Annotated in this window: 23 protein-coding genes; 11 read left to right on the top strand and 12 right to left on the bottom strand. The window is 30.7% G+C overall.

Translation table 11 applies throughout. The features are described 5' to 3' along the window. Positions 1–54: 54 nt before the first annotated feature. The gene (locus HUE88_RS01130) at positions 55–1,200 is read left to right on the top strand and encodes a cytochrome c3 family protein (protein ID WP_194370261.1); all 1,146 of its coding nucleotides are present in this window, start codon (positions 55–57) and stop codon (positions 1,198–1,200) included. Here HUE88_RS01130 and HUE88_RS01125 read toward each other — a convergent pair. The 3 genes from HUE88_RS01125 to amrA are packed head-to-tail and all read right to left on the bottom strand — an operon-like array spanning position 1,194 to position 2,910. Then, positions 1,194–1,511 (bottom strand): cupin domain-containing protein, encoded by a 318-nt coding sequence (locus HUE88_RS01125; protein ID WP_194370259.1) that lies wholly within the window; start codon positions 1,509–1,511, stop codon positions 1,194–1,196. The genes HUE88_RS01130 and HUE88_RS01125 overlap by 7 nt on opposite strands. After that, a complete protein-coding gene (gene amrB / locus HUE88_RS01120) occupies positions 1,508–2,293 on the bottom strand; it encodes an AmmeMemoRadiSam system protein B (protein ID WP_194370257.1) in 786 nt (261 codons plus the stop codon). Before amrB ends, HUE88_RS01125 begins: the two co-directional genes overlap by 4 nt. A 44-nt stretch (positions 2,294–2,337) precedes the next feature. Next, a complete protein-coding gene (amrA, locus tag HUE88_RS01115) occupies positions 2,338–2,910 on the bottom strand; it encodes an AmmeMemoRadiSam system protein A (protein ID WP_194370255.1) in 573 nt (190 codons plus the stop codon). A gap of 448 nt (positions 2,911–3,358) precedes the next feature. Here amrA and HUE88_RS01110 point away from each other — a divergent pair, with 448 nt between their 5' ends. Both HUE88_RS01110 and HUE88_RS01105 read left to right on the top strand, forming a co-directional pair. Further along, entirely contained in the window at positions 3,359–4,357 is a 999-nt protein-coding gene (locus tag HUE88_RS01110; RefSeq protein ID WP_194369361.1) for an IS110 family RNA-guided transposase, read from the top strand. A 171-nt stretch (positions 4,358–4,528) separates the two neighbouring features. Beyond that, positions 4,529–5,893 (top strand): IS4 family transposase, encoded by a 1,365-nt coding sequence (locus tag HUE88_RS01105; RefSeq protein WP_194370253.1) that lies wholly within the window; start codon positions 4,529–4,531, stop codon positions 5,891–5,893. Between the two features lie 19 nt (positions 5,894–5,912). Here the strand turns inward: HUE88_RS01105 and HUE88_RS01100 are convergent, their stop codons facing one another. From HUE88_RS01100 to HUE88_RS01085, 4 genes are all read right to left on the bottom strand, one after another. Further along, positions 5,913–6,266 carry a hypothetical protein gene (locus tag HUE88_RS01100; RefSeq protein WP_194370251.1) on the bottom strand — a complete coding sequence of 118 codons (354 nt, stop codon included), beginning with the start codon at positions 6,264–6,266 and terminating at the stop codon, positions 5,913–5,915. A 173-nt stretch (positions 6,267–6,439) separates the two neighbouring features. After that, positions 6,440–6,691, bottom strand: coding sequence for a GlsB/YeaQ/YmgE family stress response membrane protein (locus HUE88_RS01095; RefSeq protein ID WP_194370249.1), 252 nt, complete (start codon positions 6,689–6,691; stop codon positions 6,440–6,442). 13 nt (positions 6,692–6,704) lie between these two features. Further along, complete coding sequence (locus HUE88_RS01090; RefSeq protein ID WP_194370247.1) at positions 6,705–6,920, bottom strand: DUF3185 family protein; 216 nt, start codon at positions 6,918–6,920, stop codon at positions 6,705–6,707. Between the two features lie 366 nt (positions 6,921–7,286). Continuing rightward, positions 7,287–8,552, bottom strand: coding sequence for a hypothetical protein (locus HUE88_RS01085; RefSeq protein WP_194370245.1), 1,266 nt, complete (start codon positions 8,550–8,552; stop codon positions 7,287–7,289). 158 nt (positions 8,553–8,710) lie between these two features. Here HUE88_RS01085 and HUE88_RS01080 point away from each other — a divergent pair, with 158 nt between their 5' ends. Further along, entirely contained in the window at positions 8,711–10,084 is a 1,374-nt protein-coding gene (locus tag HUE88_RS01080; protein WP_194370242.1) for an IS4 family transposase, read from the top strand. A 43-nt stretch (positions 10,085–10,127) separates the two neighbouring features. Here the strand turns inward: HUE88_RS01080 and HUE88_RS01075 are convergent, their stop codons facing one another. From HUE88_RS01075 to HUE88_RS01065, 3 genes are all read right to left on the bottom strand, one after another. Beyond that, entirely contained in the window at positions 10,128–11,126 is a 999-nt protein-coding gene (locus tag HUE88_RS01075) for an IS110 family RNA-guided transposase (protein WP_194369361.1), read from the bottom strand. A gap of 277 nt (positions 11,127–11,403) precedes the next feature. Beyond that, the gene (locus HUE88_RS01070; protein ID WP_268245940.1) at positions 11,404–12,219 is read right to left on the bottom strand and encodes a transposase; all 816 of its coding nucleotides are present in this window, start codon (positions 12,217–12,219) and stop codon (positions 11,404–11,406) included. Between the two features lie 16 nt (positions 12,220–12,235). Next, complete coding sequence (locus HUE88_RS01065; RefSeq protein WP_194370240.1) at positions 12,236–12,574, bottom strand: hypothetical protein; 339 nt, start codon at positions 12,572–12,574, stop codon at positions 12,236–12,238. 106 nt (positions 12,575–12,680) lie between these two features. Between HUE88_RS01065 and HUE88_RS01060 the strand changes: the two genes are divergently transcribed. The 4 genes from HUE88_RS01060 to HUE88_RS01045 are packed head-to-tail and all read left to right on the top strand — an operon-like array spanning position 12,681 to position 15,512. Further along, positions 12,681–12,998, top strand: a complete 318-nt coding sequence (locus tag HUE88_RS01060) for a restriction endonuclease subunit S (protein ID WP_347401030.1) — start codon at positions 12,681–12,683, stop codon at positions 12,996–12,998. Continuing rightward, on the top strand, positions 12,998–13,747 hold the full coding sequence (locus HUE88_RS01055; RefSeq protein ID WP_194370235.1) for a DUF4145 domain-containing protein: 750 nt from the start codon (positions 12,998–13,000) through the stop codon (positions 13,745–13,747). The genes HUE88_RS01060 and HUE88_RS01055 overlap by 1 nt, the downstream gene beginning before the upstream one ends. Continuing rightward, positions 13,748–14,590: a hypothetical protein gene (locus tag HUE88_RS01050; protein ID WP_194370233.1), complete on the top strand. Its 843-nt coding sequence runs from the start codon at positions 13,748–13,750 to the stop codon at positions 14,588–14,590. It abuts the gene before it with no gap. 1 nt (position 14,591) lies between these two features. Further along, a complete protein-coding gene (locus HUE88_RS01045; protein WP_194370231.1) occupies positions 14,592–15,512 on the top strand; it encodes a hypothetical protein in 921 nt (306 codons plus the stop codon). Between the two features lie 261 nt (positions 15,513–15,773). Here the strand turns inward: HUE88_RS01045 and HUE88_RS01040 are convergent, their stop codons facing one another. Next, positions 15,774–16,100: a hypothetical protein gene (locus HUE88_RS01040; protein ID WP_194370229.1), complete on the bottom strand. Its 327-nt coding sequence runs from the start codon at positions 16,098–16,100 to the stop codon at positions 15,774–15,776. Continuing rightward, positions 16,100–16,372 (bottom strand): hypothetical protein, encoded by a 273-nt coding sequence (locus HUE88_RS01035; protein WP_194370227.1) that lies wholly within the window; start codon positions 16,370–16,372, stop codon positions 16,100–16,102. The genes HUE88_RS01040 and HUE88_RS01035 overlap by 1 nt, the downstream gene beginning before the upstream one ends. Before the next feature lie 201 nt (positions 16,373–16,573). Here HUE88_RS01035 and HUE88_RS01030 point away from each other — a divergent pair, with 201 nt between their 5' ends. The 3 genes from HUE88_RS01030 to HUE88_RS01020 all read left to right on the top strand — a co-directional run bounded on the left by HUE88_RS01030 (position 16,574) and on the right by HUE88_RS01020 (position 19,061). Continuing rightward, on the top strand, positions 16,574–17,431 hold the full coding sequence (locus HUE88_RS01030; protein ID WP_229860114.1) for a DNA-methyltransferase: 858 nt from the start codon (positions 16,574–16,576) through the stop codon (positions 17,429–17,431). Positions 17,432–17,539: 108 nt separating this feature from the next. After that, positions 17,540–17,770 carry a hypothetical protein gene (locus HUE88_RS01025; protein WP_194370225.1) on the top strand — a complete coding sequence of 77 codons (231 nt, stop codon included), beginning with the start codon at positions 17,540–17,542 and terminating at the stop codon, positions 17,768–17,770. Between the two features lies 1 nt (position 17,771). Further along, positions 17,772–19,061, top strand: a complete 1,290-nt coding sequence (locus HUE88_RS01020) for an AAA family ATPase (protein ID WP_194370223.1) — start codon at positions 17,772–17,774, stop codon at positions 19,059–19,061. Positions 19,062–19,063 lie beyond the last annotated feature (2 nt).

The raw sequence follows: 19,063 nt of genomic DNA, 5'->3' as shown, positions 1-19,063 counted from the left end.
ATACTGAAAATAAAATTATGTTACAATTCCAAAAATATTTTTCAGGAAAACTAAATGAAAAAATCTCATTTTACTAACTTTATCTTTTTATCTTTTTTCTTTATCTTGTTTACAGATACTCTTTACGCAAAAGAGTCAGCTAAAAAAATGATTAAACATAAGCCTTTCGCAAATAAAGAGTGTGCTTCGTGCCACGTTGACAAAAAGGGGAAAACGGCTGAACTAAAAGATGATATGCCGGGACTATGTTACTCTTGCCATAAAAGCTATGATAACAATAAATTCATTCATGGACCTGTTGGTGCAGGCGGATGTATGTTGTGTCATGACCCGCATGAATCTGAGAATCCTAAGCTTCTGGTTTACAAGACAATAAATGAACTTTGTACTACATGTCATTCTGAAAAAGGCGAGATGTTGGCGAGCGTGGACAACATACATCCGCCGGTAAAAGATAGCTGTATAAACTGCCATGACCCACATGCAGAAAATAACAAGTTTCAATTAAGAGGCGACAGAACGCAAGAGTTATGCCTTATGTGTCATATTGATAAAAAAGAGAGAATAACCAACTCTAAAAATAAACATGGCGCTATTGAGATGGGTGACAAGTGTTTAAACTGTCATGACCCGCACGCAACTGGACGTCCTAAAATGCTTAAAGCGGAAACTCCAAAAGATTTATGTCTGCAGTGTCATAGTAATGAGTGGAATCGTGAAGAGGACGGAAAAGTTCTTATGAACATGGGACAACATCTTGAGGATAATCCCGACTGGCATGGACCAATTTTATGGGGTGATTGTGCTGCTTGCCACAATCCTCACGGATCAGACAATTATAGAATGTTAAAAATGCCATTTCCGGAAAAATCAACAGCAAAATTTTTACCGGAGGGTTATGTATGCTTTAAGTGTCATGAGCCTCAAAAAATAGAGGATAAATTTACAACAGAGTTTACAAACTTTAGAAAAGGGGAAAGAAATCTTCACTTTATACATGTAAAAGACAAAAGCATTACATGTAGAGCTTGTCACGATTACCACGGAAGCAAAAATCTTCCGCACCATTTGAGAGAAAAATCTAATTTCGGGAGTGCGAACTTTTCACTCCGTTTTCTTGAAAAACCGACAGGTGGTTCATGTAACCCAATTTGCCATGAGAGAAGACACTACGACAGAGAAACTCCAAATAATCAATAGTGTACTGCCAGCCAAACACTCTCTTGGTCTGGCTTTGTCCAAGATACTCTATGTTTTTTATGTGCAACAATATTCAGATAATCTCCAGCTTTTAACCTAACATCCTCTTCATTCAAAAATGAGATAATAGCCTCACCTTTAAGTAAAATAACCCACTCATCACCCTTTTGGTCATACCACTCAGACTCTGCACTTTTATGCCCATACGAAACTATACGCTCAATTTTAATAGAATCTTTTGATATTAGTTCTTGAAAAAGCTCCTCTTTTAACTCCTTTGGAATCTCCTCAAATATATTTGATATATTCATAAGAAACATGCACTCATATATCCGACAACTCTGTCTGTGTCATCACTCGCATCGGCACTGGTTCTATAATCAAGAATATGAGATGAGAGTCCAAGCTTTTTAGCACTTATCATCATCGCTTCGACACCAATCATACCACAAGCTTCACAACCTTCATGAAGCTGATTTAAATCAAGATTTTTTACCGCTTCCAAACAGATATTATCAAGTTTATTTGCATCTTCAAGGTTATAGAAATGGCTTAAGTCTGTGCTTATAATAACTCCGCAATCCTCTTGCTCTAAGACGAAATCTATAATCTCTGAGATTTCTTTTGCGCTTTCACGGCTGTACACCAACTCAATTATATGTACATCTTGTATATAGTGTTTTATAAATGGGAACTGCACCTCTGTGGAGTGCTCTTCGTGTGCTTGAGTGAAACATGAAAGTGAAAAATTTTCTTGAAGTTTTTCAACTAAAGTATCCGCTGATTTAATCTCTCCAAATGGGGTTACATAGCTCTTGTAATCACAAAGACTAACCCCTTCAAAGGCTACTCTGTGGGAAGGCCCAATAACAACAAAGTTTTTAATGCCGCTTTTTTGTAAAATCCTGTATGCCACATTGGCTGTATATCCAGAGTATATATACCCCGCGTGAGGCACTATAACCGCTCTGCTTTTTACATGAGGAAGAACTAAATCCTCATCATATGTCCTGCTAAAGTGTTCAAAATACCTCTCCAATTCAACTTCTCTTGCCGGATAAAATGTTCCCGCCACACTCATCTCTCTTTTCATAAACAACTCCTCATGTGTAATTTAAATCTTAACTTTTTTCACATCTACAACGGAACAATTTCATTAAAAGCTCCCTCTATCGCCTCAACACCATACCTGTAGATTGTAGGATGCAGTGCATATATATCTGGTGAAGCACCCGCCTTCATGCTTAAATGTTGCAAAAACAGTTTAGGAGTTGCGAGCTGCTCCCATACCTGAGGTAAAAAGGTTCCATGGTATGAGCCATGTTTTAAAATAAGTCCATCAACCTTAGGCTTGACTTTTTGACATAAGTCATCAAAATCCTTATACTCCAAAATTGTCGGTTCACTTAAAACAGAGACCTCAACAGAAATATTTGAGAGTTCATCAGCATGGAGATGCTCAAATCTTGGGTCGCCAAATCCCGCTGAGACGGCATTATTTACAATATCATCATAAAGGGCGCAATGTGCAACCACTGAGCCAATACATCCACGCAACTCATTATTATATTTCAGGGTCACAAAGGCTGCCCCATTTTTTTTTAAAAATGGGTATTGAGTCAAAACACTCCCCCTCTCGAGTACATATTTATCTTCAAATCTACTAAGAAGTGCGCTCTTGGCAACTCTTAAAATAACAGGATTTAGCATTTTAACACCTTTAAAATTATTTGTACAACATACAGTATTCTACCATTTTAAACATTATTAAATATTAAATTCGCTCTCTGCAAAACGTAGATTATAGTATCATAAAAAATAAATTCTAATATTATCAGTTAATATATAAATAACTCAACTCGTATGTTCTTTTTTTTGTAAATTTTTAGTTTATACTTCTTTTGAGTTGTTCGTTAGAAGTAATGTATCGGTACTTAACTAAAGCGGCATAGTCTAGCTTGTGCGAAAGTCGGATAATTACACTTTAAATTTGAGTGGCGAGTGGATCGGTTTCTAATATCTTTTTTTTGCAAGAAAAAGTTGAAGCTAGATCGGATTGAATCACGAGGCAAAGTTATGTGTAGTATTATTGCTTAAAAGTCACATAGGAGTTTACTCCTATGCTAACGAACTCTCTTAAAATATTAGGAGGTTCACGGTGTCAAATTGTATCGGAATTGATGTATCAAAAGCAAGTATAAATATTCATATAGCAAAGAATAAGCAGGATTTAGTTTTAGAGAATAGCATTAAAGGTTTCAGGTCTCTTATCTCTAAATTAAAAAAAATATATAAAAAAGAGATGGAGAATATTGTCTTTATTTTTGAGCCAACAGGTAGTTATTCTGAAGCACTTAGAAAATATTCTTCAGAACAAAATATCAAGTGTTTTATCATAAATCCTAAGCAGTTTAGTAATTATGCTAAAGCATTGGGAGTGGAAGTAAAAAATGATATTGAAGATGCTAGAGTTCTTTCAAAAGCTCTTCATTTAGCTAAAGATAATCAGATCAAGGTTCCTGTATATAACGAAGATATAGAACATATTAAGGAGTTGATGAGTTTTTATAAATTCACGAAAAAACAAACAACACAACAGAAGAATCATCTTGAAGCATTGACAAGTAAAGATGGTGATAACTTCTCAATTAAAGAACTTAAAAAGTCTATCAAAGAATCGAAAGAAAAAGAGCTTAGAATTATTGAACAAGTACAAACTTTAATTGATTCTACGGATGAATATAAAATTGCATATGACAATATTATATCAATAAAAGGAGTTGGTCAAATTGGTGCCATTGTACTTTTACATCTCTTTTTAAAATACCCAGAAGCTAATCAAAGGCAGATTACCTCGTTAACAGGTCTAAATCCAATTTATAGACAATCCGGTACATCAATTCAATCAGGTTATAAAATAGCAAAGTCAGGCGCAAGTCTATATAGAAGTGTGATTTTTATGTCAGTTCTTACTGCTGTACAACATGATAAAAATTTTAAAAGTTTTTATGAGAGATTGAAATCTAAAGGAAAACATACAACATCTGCTCAAATTGCTGTCATGCGAAAAATAATACTTACTGCACATTCTCTTTATAAAAATAATAGAAAATATAATGAAAATTATAATACTCATGAAGCTTCTGATATGGAATAAAATTGAAGAGAATTGTTACTATCGGTATCATTTTTAAAGGAAGTTAAACGTGGCGACTTTCGCACATAGATTTCACTAAATCCACGAACTTAATTTGAGTATTAAAGCCCATAAATAGCCACTTTTTAGTATAATTTTGTCACCACAACATCAAAAATACAAGGCTATTTTATGGAACTTGACAATTATATACAAACTGCAGTGAGAAGCATATTAAAGAATCCAATACTTGAAGTGCTAACAGAGATAAAAATCACAAAAATACTTAAGCAGAGCAACTTCATTAAACGAAATGTTGGCTATCCACCATTTCAAATAATATTACACTTCGTTTATATGTTAGTGATGCAAAAACGCCAGTCAACATTTATAAAAAAGAGCGATAGTGCATTTGGGAAAGATGCCTATTACAGATTTATCAAAGATAGTCGTTACAACTGGCGAAAGTTTTTAATGCTAAGTACTACTGCACTTTTGCAAAGAATAAAACCACTACATAAAAATGGTGAACATCGCTTACTCATTATTGACGATACAGTAGAGTCTAAGAGAGGTAAATACATTGAGGGAAGCTGTAAATATATTTGGAGCAATAAAGAACATAGGAGTATCAATGCGCTCAATATCGTATCTCTAAATTATGCAGATTCACATTCAACTTTTCAATTAGATTTTTCTATAAAAATGAATGGTAGCAATAGAAAAGATATTTCAGAGTTCACAAATAAGCTACATCACAGAAGTAATGCATATCAGAGAAAGAGTGAAATTACTAAAGGCAAAAATATACTAGCTATTGAGATGCTGCAAAGAGCTTTGGATAACGGTGTTGATGCAGATTACTTGCTCGTAGATAGCTGGTATGCTAAACCGAATTTCATACATCAAGCTAATGAACTTGGCATGCCAGTAATAGCAAGACTTCCAAACAATAAACTTATTTGGAACTTTAAAGGCAAACATAAAACTATGAATGCAATCTATGACAGTATGAAAAACTATCGTCACAAAAGTAGTGGTAAACATGGCAAAATATCGTACAAATATTTCGATGCCATTGTAGAACATGCAGTTTTAGGTAAAGTCAAGCTCGTATTTTTACACACAGGTAAAGAGTTGTTAGTTTTTATCTCAAGTGATATTACTATTGCAGGCAAAGAGATTCTAGCAACTTATAAAAAGAGATGGAATATTGAACAAGGCTATAAAGATCTCAGAAACCTCTTCGGTTTTGGAAAAGAAGAAAATCGTATCTATGAATCACTAATTGCAAAAATAACGCTATCCATGTTCGCATACAATATTGTAAGCTATATAAATCGCATAAAACATGAGCCTCAAACTCTTGGAGAACTATTTAGAGATTTAGAATGCGAACTTGAAACTTTGGCAATATCTATGCAACTTTTTATTCAAATACTGACAAAAATCTCTGAAATCCAAAATGTTGTCAAGGATAATAAAAATTTACTCAATATTATCGCTGTGCTCAGTGCTTATACTCAAAAAGAGTTAGGTTTTATGTGCGAAAGTTGAGTAAATTAACTAAAACACTTTAGGCTGTTAGAAAAAAAATGTACTGTTTTTCTTCATGATTTTCACCAAATCCTATAACAGGCATAAGCGGATGCTCATTGGAAATTTTCACAACCAATTCATACATCATTGCTTGCATTTGCAAAGAGTCAACAAGCTCTAGTAACTCCTTTGTAGTATCATTTTCATCTGCAAATCCTAACTGTAACTGTTTGGTGTCATGGTCAATAAACAAAGATGAAATAACTTTTTCACCGGCATTTTGAAAATTCTCTGAAGTGTTTTCTTTTAATAGCATAGCTACGAGCGTGTACTCTTTAGAGTTTTGTATATTCTCTCGTATATCATCTATCATATCTATAATATATTTCATTTTTACCCTTTAAATATAACAACTAAATTTTTCCAGATTGTTTTGCTTAATATAGTGAACAGAGTTTTTCACCATATTCTTTTTCAAAAAGTCCGTGAGATTTTTTGTGACAAATGCTAGATTCAATATTTTCTAATGACAAAGTAGAATCTTCAGTTTTAGCTACTATAGAGCTAAACCTTTTTAAGTATTTTAATCATATATAGCAAAATAACAGCGCCTATGGTGGCCATAACTATAGAGCCTAAAAAACCGCCTGTGGTTATGCCGAGCAAACCGAATACAAAGCCACCCAATAAAGCGCCGACAATTCCCACAATTATATTGCTAATGACGCCAAATCCTCTTCCTTTCATTATGATGCCAGCAAGCCACCCAGCCAGCGCACCAACTGCTAAAAAAATTATTAAGTTAATGATATCCATAATGTCTCCAATTTTATTTTTTTCTGAAAAGATATATACCTACAAAAAAACTGACCGCTCCGGAGATGTAGAAAGTCATGACCTTGTCTGTATCTGAACCTGTGACAGCTTGTGTTATTTGTGAGCCGACAGAACCGGATAGTTGATACCCCCATACTGCAAGACCAACTCCTAAAACTACTAAGCCTATTCCTATAATTTTTGTTGTAATTCCTGAACCCATTGCCATATTAAACTCCTTCAATTAAAAAAGATGAGATGTTTTTATTTATTTATTTAAGGAATAGTATAGCATATAAATAATTGGCGTTATCGGTTATTAATTTAAGTTTATAGCTTTATTGAATTGATTAGAAAGTAAGGATAGAAGTAGGTCGAAAAAATAAAATTTTAGTTTTCTTCAAGTCTCTGTAAAGTAATTATTTAAGGGGTTTTATTGAGTTTATTAAAAGTTTATGGTGCGGATGATGGGACTGATAGTATCCTGTAAGCCCCATAATGTCGGCAAAGTAGAGTTATATTTTATCATAATTTCAGTTTCCCATAAGTTTCACACTACTGTATTTAACCCATAATGAGCAATTTACAAACAAGACTATTTTACTTCTCTTGTTAGAAAATCATAACCTGGTTTGAATAAGTTACGAACTTTTAAATCTTTATGCTTCATAATCTTTTGAATCATTTTCAAGTCTGACAGTATAATAAAATTACTTATTTTTCCATCATTACCATCATTACCATCATTTAAATATTTACTAAACGATTTTTCATTATCAATGATGTAATTTTGTAAATCAATATGTTTATTATCATTTATATCATATGTTACATTAGTAAAGAATTCCGGTTGATATAAGTATAATGGATTTAAGACAAAACCTATTAGTCTATACTCTTTTTTACAATCTTTTAAAGTTGTAAATGGAGAATTTTTAATATCTATAATTTCATCATTTAATTCATTATCAATTAGTTCCTTAAAGGATATTTTATCTTTATATAGGTTCGGAACAGTATCAATTGTTCCAGCAAAAGACCATTGTATTTTATTTTTAGCTGCAGCTTCTGATTTATGTCTTACTTGTAAAATATAATAATTCTTATTATTGAAGTTCAAAGTGACAATACCTGTCAATCCTAATGGATTTGGTAGTAAGTTAAAAAGTTCAATACTATTTGATAAAAGCTTTTGACTACTATAAGTTTCATCTAAATTATTTTTCAATAAACTTCTTAATGTAAATATATTTTTAGAATCTGTGCTACTACTCGAAGAAAGTTTATAATCTGGAAAGTAATGAGTATATGCTATATCATAAAATGATGCTTGATTACAATGAATCTTTAATTTATTATCTTCAATTACAATTCTTTTCACTGCTATTTTACTTATGTCAAGAGAGCCATAATGAGTTCTAAAATAATCATCTTTATCAAAGTCAATCCATTTTAATAAATTTTCTATTAGTTGTGGTTGGCTGTAATATTCTTCTTTATTAAAAATAATTTCTATATTATTAATATCTACATTAAAGTTCTTTAGTTGATATATCTTTAAATTTTCTTTTTCATCTTCATTAATTCGTCCATCTTCATCATTATATATAATTCTAATAACTAAAACTGTAACAGTTATTAAAAATACAATTGCTATATCCACAAAAAATGGAAATATATTATCAATTATTCCCTGAAAAGTATGTTTCGTATATATTTCATATACAACGTAGATTATAAATATTAAATAAATAATAAATAATAATGAAAAGGTTAATTTATTATTTTTTATTAGATAAAAAAAATCATATTTTATAGATAAATTATCAACTATTTTACTTAATCTTTTTTCAAAATCCAATTTTTGCCTTTTTAGTATAAATTCTAAGAATTACATTACTCAACTTTCGCACATAGATTTCATTAAATCCACGAACCAATTTTAAGTATTAAAGCCCATAAATAGGCACTTTAATGTATAATTTTGTTACCACTAACATCATTATAAAGGCCTATTTTATGGAACTTGCAAATTATATAGAAACTGCTATGAAAAGCATATTAAAGAATCCAATACTTGAAGTGCTAACAGAGATAAAAATCACAAAAATACTTAAGCAGAGCAACTTCATTAAACGAAATGTTGGCTATCCACCATTTCAAATAATATTACACTTCGTTTATATGTTAGTGATGCAAAAACGCCAGTCAACATTTATAAAAAAGAGCGATAGTGCATTTGGGAAAGATGCCTATTACAGATTTATCAAAGATAGTCGTTACAACTGGCGAAAGTTTTTAATGCTAAGTACTACTGCACTTTTGCAAAGAATAAAACCACTACATAAAAATGGTGAACATCGCTTGCTCATTATTGATGACACAGTCGAAGCTAAAAGAGGTAAATTTATCGAAGGTAGCTGTAAATATATCTGGAGCAACAAAGAACATAGAAGTATCAATGCTTTAAATATTGTATCTCTAAATTATGCAGATTCACATTCAACATTCCAGCTTGATTTTTCTATCAAGATGAATGATAGTTATCGTAAGAATATATCAGAGTTCACAAATAAACTACATCACAAAAGTAATGCTTATCAGAGAAAGAGTGAAATTACTAAAGGCAAAAATATACTAGCTATTGAGATGCTGCAAAGAGCTTTGGATAACGGTGTTGATGCAGATTACTTGCTCGTAGATAGCTGGTATGCTAAACCGAATTTCATACATCAAGCTAATGAACTTGGTATGCCAGTAATAGCAAGACTTCCAAACAATAAACTTATTTGGAACTTTAAAGGCAAACATAAAACTATGAATGCAATCTATGACAGTATGAAAAACTATCGTCACAAAAGTAGTGGTAAACATGGCAAAATATCGTACAAATATTTCGATGCCATTGTAGAACATGCAGTTTTAGGTAAAGTCAAGCTCGTATTTTTACACACAGGCAAAGACTTATTAATTTTTATCTCAACTGACATCACTATAGCTGGTAAAGAGATTTTAGCGACCTACAAAAAAAGATGGAATATCGAGCAAGGATATAAAGATTTACGAAACCTATTTGGGTTTGGAAAAGAAGAGAATCGCATCTATGAATCGCTGATTGCAAAAATAACGCTATCCATGTTCGCATACAATATTGTAAGCTATATAAATCGCATAAAACATGAGCCTCAAACTCTTGGAGAACTATTTAGAGATTTAGAATGCGAACTTGAAACTTTGGCAATATCTATGCAACTTTTTATTCAAATACTGACAAAAATCTCTGAAATTGAGAATGTTGTAAAGGATAATAAAGATTTACTCACTATTCTCGCAGTGCTAAGTGCTTACACTCAAAAAGAGTTAGGTTTTATGTGCGAAAGTCGCCACGTTTAACTTCCTTTAAAAATGATACCGATAGTAACAATTCTCTTCAATTTTATTCCATATCAGAAGCTTCATGAGTATTATAATTTTCATTATATTTTCTATTATTTTTATAAAGAGAATGTGCAGTAAGTATTATTTTTCGCATGACAGCAATTTGAGCAGATGTTGTATGTTTTCCTTTAGATTTCAATCTCTCATAAAAACTTTTAAAATTTTTATCATGTTGTACAGCAGTAAGAACTGACATAAAAATCACACTTCTATATAGACTTGCGCCTGACTTTGCTATTTTATAACCTGATTGAATTGATGTACCGGATTGTCTATAAATTGGATTTAGACCTGTTAACGAGGTAATCTGCCTTTGATTAGCTTCTGGGTATTTTAAAAAGAGATGTAAAAGTACAATGGCACCAATTTGACCAACTCCTTTTATTGATATAATATTGTCATATGCAATTTTATATTCATCCGTAGAATCAATTAAAGTTTGTACTTGTTCAATAATTCTAAGCTCTTTTTCTTTCGATTCTTTGATAGACTTTTTAAGTTCTTTAATTGAGAAGTTATCACCATCTTTACTTGTCAATGCTTCAAGATGATTCTTCTGTTGTGTTGTTTGTTTTTTCGTGAATTTATAAAAACTCATCAACTCCTTAATATGTTCTATATCTTCGTTATATACAGGAACCTTGATCTGATTATCTTTAGCTAAATGAAGAGCTTTTGAAAGAACTCTAGCATCTTCAATATCATTTTTTACTTCCACTCCCAATGCTTTAGCATAATTACTAAACTGCTTAGGATTTATGATAAAACACTTGATATTTTGTTCTGAAGAATATTTTCTAAGTGCTTCAGAATAACTACCTGTTGGCTCAAAAATAAAGACAATATTCTCCATCTCTTTTTTATATATTTTTTTTAATTTAGAGATAAGAGACCTGAAACCTTTAATGCTATTCTCTAAAACTAAATCCTGCTTATTCTTTGCTATATGAATATTTATACTTGCTTTTGATACATCAATTCCGATACAATTTGACACCGTGAACCTCCTACTATTTTAAGAGAGTTCGTTAGCATAGGAGTAAACTCCTATGTGACTTTTAAGCAATAATACTACACATAACTTTGCCTCGTGATTCAATCCGATCTAGCTTCAACTTTTTCTTGCAAAAAAAAGATATTAGAAACCGATCCACTCGCCACTCAAATTTAAAGTGTAATTATCCGACTTTCGCACAAGCTAGACTATGCCGCTTTAGTTAAGTACCGATACATTACTTCTAACGAACAACTCAAAAGAAGTATAAACTAAAAATTTACAAAAAAAAGAACATACGAGTTGAGTAACTTACAATGTTATATGCAAACATAGATAGTGTTATTTTTGCAATTAGTGATTCATAGATACGATTTTCTTCTTTTCCAAAACCGAAGAGGTTTCTGAGATCTTTATAGCCTTGTTCAATATTCCATCTCTTTTTATAAGTTGCTAGAATCTCTTTGCCTGCAATAGTAATATCACTTGAGATAAAAACTAACAACTCTTTACCTGTGTGTAAAAATACGAGCTTGACTTTACCTAAAACTGCATGTTCTACAATGGCATCGAAATATTTGTACGATATTTTGCCATGTTTACCACTACTTTTGTGACGATAGTTTTTCATACTGTCATAGATTGCATTCATAGTTTTATGTTTGCCTTTAAAGTTCCAAATAAGTTTATTGTTTGGAAGTCTTGCTATTACTGGCATACCAAGTTCATTAGCTTGATGTATGAAATTCGGTTTAGCATACCAGCTATCTACGAGCAAGTAATCTGCATCAACACCGTTATCCAAAGCTCTTTGCAGCATCTCAATAGCTAGTATATTTTTGCCTTTAGTAATTTCACTCTTTCTCTGATATGCATTACTTCTGTGATGTAGCTTATTTGTGAACTCTGAAATATCTTTTCTATTGCTACCATTCATTTTTATAGAAAAATCTAATTGAAAAGTTGAATGTGAATCTGCATAATTTAGAGATACGATATTGAGCGCATTGATACTCCTATGTTCTTTATTGCTCCAAATATATTTACAGCTTCCCTCAATGTATTTACCTCTCTTAGACTCTACTGTATCGTCAATAATGAGTAAGCGATGTTCACCATTTTTTATGTAGTGGTTTTATTCTTTGCAAAAGTGCAGTAGTACTTAGCATTAAAAACTTTCGCCAGTTGTAACGACTATCTTTGATAAATCTGTAATAGGCATCTTTCCCAAATGCACTATCGCTCTTTTTTATAAATGTTGACTGGCGTTTTTGCATCACTAACATATAAACGAAGTGTAATATTATTTGAAATGGTGGATAGCCAACATTTCGTTTAATGAAGTTGCTCTGCTTAAGTATTTTTGTGATTTTTATCTCTGTTAGCACTTCAAGTATTGGATTCTTTAATATGCTTCTCACTGCAGTTTGTATATAATTGTCAAGTTCCATAAAATAGCCTTGTATTTTTGATGTTGTGGTGACAAAATTATACTAAAAAGTGGCTATTTATGGGCTTTAATACTCAAATTAAGTTCGTGGATTTAGTGAAATCTATGTGCGAAAGTTGAGGAAAGTAAAATGTAGTAAATATAGTTCTAAATATTTTTTACAAAAAAGTTTAGTGTCAATTTATACACGAAAATATTTTCAAACAAATGCTTCTGGTGCTCAAAAAAATATGCCAAAAATAAATCAACCAATAGTATTAAACACTATGATAGCTCTACCACCACTTGAAGAACAAAATGCAATATTAAAAAAAATAGAAAACCTTTATTCAATTTGTGATGAACTTGATACTCAAATCAATAGTTCAAAAACAAATAGCCAAACACTTATACAAGCAGTATTAAAAGAGGCATTTGAAAAATAATGATAAACAGAGAACTATACAAAGGATATTTTACACATGATGATATGTCAAAATGGCAATGTCCTACATGTAATAGTGGTTCATTGCAAGTAATACAAGATAAATTTTTGAAACAACATAATTCTGAAACTGAAATCAATTATCATGAGAATTGGTTTCAAGCACCAGAGATGATAACATATACATTTACAGCATTATTATCATGCACTAATCCAAGTTGTAAAGAAGTTGTGACTTGTTCAGGAACTGGTGGTGTAGAAAGAGAACAATATTCATATGATGATTATAGACATGTCGAATACTTTAAGCCTGTTTTCTTTTACCCACCGTTGAATATTTTTCAAATACCTGAAAAAACTCCTGAAAATGTTCAAAATTCTATAAAGTCATCATTTTCACTTGTATTTAATAATAAGTCATCCGCAGCAAATCAGGTAAGGATTGCAATAGAGTGTTTATTAACACACTTAAAAATTAAGAACTATCATACAAGTGGAGGAAGAAGAAATAAACTATCCTTACATAAAAGAATTGGATTATTACCGACAAAGTATCAAAAAATCAAAGATATTTGCTTGGCTATAAAGTGGCTCGGTAATGCAGGAAGTCACTGTGACGATGATATAACACTTGACGATGTATTTAATGGCTACGATATGCTCTCTTTTGTTTTAGAAGAGCTATATGATAACAAACACACTCATGTTACAAAATTAGCTAAAAAAATAAATGCTAAAAAAGGTGTGTAAATGATAGTAAAATTAAATGGTGGCTCCACTGATTCACATATGATTTCACTAACTGATATGAGAAAATTGTCAGATAGTATTCAAAAAATATCTTATAACTATGAATATCAAATTCACGGTACTAAAAATCAAAATATTTACATAGAAGCGAATAAAGAAGGTAGCTTTGAGATACTTTTAGGGTTAATTGACCCCATAAGTATGCAAACAGTATCAGAAGGTCTTGTAGGTGCTTTTTTGTATGATTTAATACATAAAATGAGAGAATATCTAAACTCTGAAACTAAAACAGAAGATATTAAAAAACTTGTTGATGAAACTTTTAAACTTGCATTAGATTTAGTAGAGGCTGAATATTTTGATGTAAGGTTTGAAAAGAAAAAACAAACTATCGAAAAAAATACTAAACTTATAAATGCTGAACTGGCTAATTACCAAGCGATGAAACAAATCGCTTCAATAGTTGGAAAAAATACCGAAGAACATTCATTAAAACCCACTTCAATAACATTCTCATCAGAAGCCGAAGGCAATATTGAATTATTGGAGATAAATAATTTAACAAAAGAACTCTTGAATAAAAATGAGATAAATACCATTAAAATTGAAAATATAACAATTTCTGGTGTTCCTGACGGACTGACAAGAGCCAGTATGTCATTTATGATGGAAGTTGCTTTTATAGGCAAAATAAAAGTCCATACTAATAATAAACAGTTAGAAGCAGTCAGTGATTATTTTAAAAAATCTAATTCAATCAAAATTGAAGTTGAACCTATCATTAGAATGGGTGATTTAATTGAAACAAGAGATGCTAAACTTATTAAAATTATTAAGGACTAAAATGCGTATAGCACAAAGTAAAATCCAGAATGTCGATAAATTTCTACTTGAATTTAAGAAAGATGAAAATTTATATATTATTTTAGATGATATTGATAGTTTCAAAGATAGATTATTGCAGGTAGGTTTTAGCAGTTCCTTGCCAATTGGTGAGAAAGTTTTACCTTCTATATTATGCGGTAATGTATCTGAAATCAATGCTAATGGAAGATATGAAAAATTAAAAGACCTGCCAAAAGAAACATATTATAAAACACAAAGTGCAACAATCAAAGCATATGGTAAGCATGATGTGCATATTACAAAACAACAACCATATAAAAAGTTTCAAGTTGGACTTATAGAAGTAGCTCCTTCAATGGAATTACTAATTTTACTTGATGATAATAATGAAAAAATAGTTACCTCTGATAAATTGATATTCAATGAAAATAATAAAAACTTAATAAAACATACAATAAATCTATTTTTAGAACTCTTTGGTGAATGTAGTGTTGTAGATATTGAATTTCTTTCAAGACAAAAAACAAAAATAAAAAAAGTAAGTTGGAATATTTTACCGCAGGGTGTAATGCCGTGGGTTAAGTTAAAAGAAGCACTAATTGATTTACTTGATAAAACAGAAGTTGTAAGTAAGGAAGACACATTAAGAAGGTTTGAATATATCAATAGTTTCAGTCCTGATTTTGTAGCGACTGGTAATGGTGGATTTAATGACTATGTTGTCTTTGGTTTTACTGATAGAAATTTATATGTATTAGAAAACTCATTTGCAGGAAATGCTACATATATATTTAACAATGATTGGGAAACTCTTTCTCAATTATCGAAAGCAGAAATATTAGCAGAAAATTTACAAGTGCATAGACTTATACATAGAAAATATTGGAAGAGAAGTATAAAAGATATACTGAATAAATAATGGTATTGCAAAGTTTTACAATTCAAGGTTAGAAATAGGTTAGAAAAATAATTTTGAAGTTTTCTTAAAGTCTTTGAAAGTTCGTTATTAAGGGAGTTTTGAGAGATTCAGTTATTTGATGGTGCGGATGAGAGGAAACTAAAAACAAACCCTATCAAATACCACTAAATACCATAAATACAGACTTTACTATTTTCAATCACTCTAAAAATACCCTATTTAATGGTATTAAATGGCACCCATTTGGCACCAAATATTCTTTTAGATATCCATATCCATATTTTCAACATTATCTACATTTTTAAAATGATTTATTATTTGATAGTCAATGTCATCAGTAAATGAACTAGCTTCATTAACATAGCCTTGTTCTACACCAAACTCATGTAAAATACTTAATTCAACTCTCTTATCTTCATATGCTTTATGTATCTTCTTATACAGAGCTATTTCCCTGTTAAATTCATCCATAAATATCTTTTTGAATAATTTTAATAGTAGCAATTTTTTATCATTATCAAGTTTATTAAAAATATCAACTGCATCTTCATTAGCATCTTCTAATAATAATAAAAGTATAAATATCATTATTCTTCCTCATCTATATCTATATCTATTTCTATTTTATTAGTTATTTTTGAAATATCTCTACTGTCTAATAACTGAGGGTATAGCTTTAATTGTTTTAAAAACTCTTCTGCAAACTCAATAGGTGTTAAATTATTTGCTTTATTGACTCCATATTTCATTAATTCATTGATATCTTCTTCTGAACTGTCCTTTAATTCATTAAGTGCTTTATCATTACCTAAGAACTTATCTATTCTCTCCTCTTCTTGTTTATCTTTAATATTAGCCATTATATGACCTCCTTATTTTTATATACAGTTTTAAGTTGAAATGCATTTGCTTTTGTACTTCTGTCAAAAAATCATCTTTCATTTAAGAAAAACTCTAAATTATTAGGTGCATATTAGCACCTAACTTCAAAATACAATGCTCTTATCAATTAACTTTTAGAGGTTGATTGAAATTTAACACCTATCTAAAAAGGATATTTTTTGAGAAGTTTATTTGACAGTCTAGATGAGACTATAAATCATAATACTATTACTGATAATGTGATAGCAGGTAATGTGGAAGTGATTTCATTTGATAATGGCACAAGTGCAACTGTACATAATAATGATTGTATTAAAGTTATGGATAGTTTGATTGCTGATGATACTTATATACCTCTTGTTGTTATGGATCCCCCCTACTTAATACTTAATACAAAATCTGGTAGTAAATCTAATTTATCCAAATCTTTACAGAAATCACAAGATAAATTAGTAAAAGCTTCTATTACAGAAGGCTTTGACTATGAAGCTGTACTTGATAGATTAGTCAAATTACAGAAAGGAAAAATAAATATGTATATCTGGTGTAATAAAGCACAGATACCTACATACTTTAACTATTTTATAGATGGGCTTGGTTGTTCATTTGATATATTAAAATGGGTTAAAACTAACCCTATTCCTACCTTTTACAATAAATATACCACTGATACAGAATATTGCCTGTATTTCAGGAAGGGTGGACTTTGTATGCCTAAAAATATGGAGGATGCTTCAACTTTATTCCTTGATGCTACTAATGCAAAAGATAATAAGAAATATGCTCATCCAACAGTAAAGCATTTAGAACATATTGAGAGATTAATAAGAAATTCAAGTAGAGAGAATGACCTGATCTTAGACCCATTCTCAGGGAGTGGCACAACTGCTGTTGCTGCTCTTAACCTTGGTAGAAACTTTATAGGTGCAGAACTAGACAAAACATTTTTTGACACCTCTGTTTCAAGAATAAAAAACAATCCTGTAAATAAGCCAATAAATAACAATAGTAATTTATTTGCACAAGATGTTGCTTAAAATATAAGGTGCATATTAGCACTCTATATGAAATTATAATACTCCCATCAAAACATTTATTGAGTCAAATTAGTAAGTGGATTGTAAATAAAATTTAAAGGATAGATTTTGAAAAATACAAAACACAGTGCAGAGAGCACAAAACACACAAATAGTTTCACTAATGAAAGTGCAGAAGAAAGACTAGAAGCTTTATATGAAGAGTATGAAAACTCTCCTCAATATGAAATAGATATGGAAAAACAATCACAAGATAATGAAGATAAAATAGATGCAGATCTTGAACAGTTAGAACATCTATATACAAGTCATCCTGACTATCCAGCAGAGGAGATATAGTATGTCCCATATTAATAATGAATCAACAGTATTAAACTCTATTCTAAATGACAACTCTTTAATGGAAAACATTGACTTAACTGTTAATGATTTTACTGTAAAAGAAAATAAAGAAATGTTTACAAATATGAAAGCACAATATGATGAAGATGGTTATATTGAACTAAAAGAACTCTTAGTTGATTTAGATCCAAAATATATGGATGACTATCAAGATAAAATTGAATCTAATTCAGTAAGTGATATTACAAGATATGTCCATAGAATGAAAGAAATCACTAAGAAACAAGCTATTGAAAAAGCTTTAAAGAAGTACTCTACTATTGATAAGGATATTAATTCAAGTCAAGTTATAGAAGAATTAGGGAGTTTAGTTTCAGAGCTAGAAAAGGAATCAAATGAAGGTACTTTTTCACTTGATATTCAGAATCTATCTGATGTAATAATAGAGCAACCTGCTTTTTATTTAACTGATTTTTTACCATTACAGAAAAATGAAATAAATCTAATAAGTGCTGGTGGTGGAGTGGGTAAAAGCTACTTGGGTATTTTACTACTCTCTAAATTAAAAAAAGAATATGAAGGGATAAATATATTTTCTTGGTTTTCAGAGGATACAGCAGGTTTTGTAAAAAATAGAGGAATTGAATTAAAAGCAATTTATAATAATGAAATTGATATTAATTTTGATTTGGCTGGTAAAGGTCATGCAATGGGGTTTGTGGATAAAGGTAGAAATGGAAATCTTCAAGCAAGTAAGTTTTTTGAGTTCTTTAAAAAACAATTGGTTTCTTATGATGTGATTCTATTAGACCCACTTATTCAATTTATGGGAAATATTGATGAAAATAACAATGGAGAAGTTAGGTATTTTTTTAATTTGTTAAATACTTGGGCAGAAGAAGAAAGTAAAACTTTTATCATAATACACCATCATAATAAAGGTTCTAATGATGCCAATGGTAATAAAACCACCAGTGTAAGGGGGGCCAGTGCTATTATTGATGCTGTTAGGGTGCACTACTCTATTAGTGCAATAGACCCAAGAATAAAACCTATCAAGGATAGCAAAGGTAAAGCTGTTAAAGTTGAGCAAAAGATGAGTAAGATTTACAGATATTGCAAAGTAGAAAAAGCTAATCATTTTGATCCAGGGGATGGTGTATTTGAGATTAAAATATTTGCTCCTAAATCAGAAGACAATCAACCAATAGTTTCCAAAGAATTAGTAGCACCAGTAGAAGTAAATAACAACACAGCTGTTTATGACTGTGATGAAATACCATTTTAGGA

Origin of the sequence: Candidatus Sulfurimonas baltica, assembly GCF_015265455.1 — a bacterium.
Taxonomy (GTDB): Bacteria; Campylobacterota; Campylobacteria; order Campylobacterales; family Sulfurimonadaceae; genus Sulfurimonas; species Sulfurimonas baltica.
This window is presented reverse-complemented; position numbering and strand designations above follow the sequence as displayed.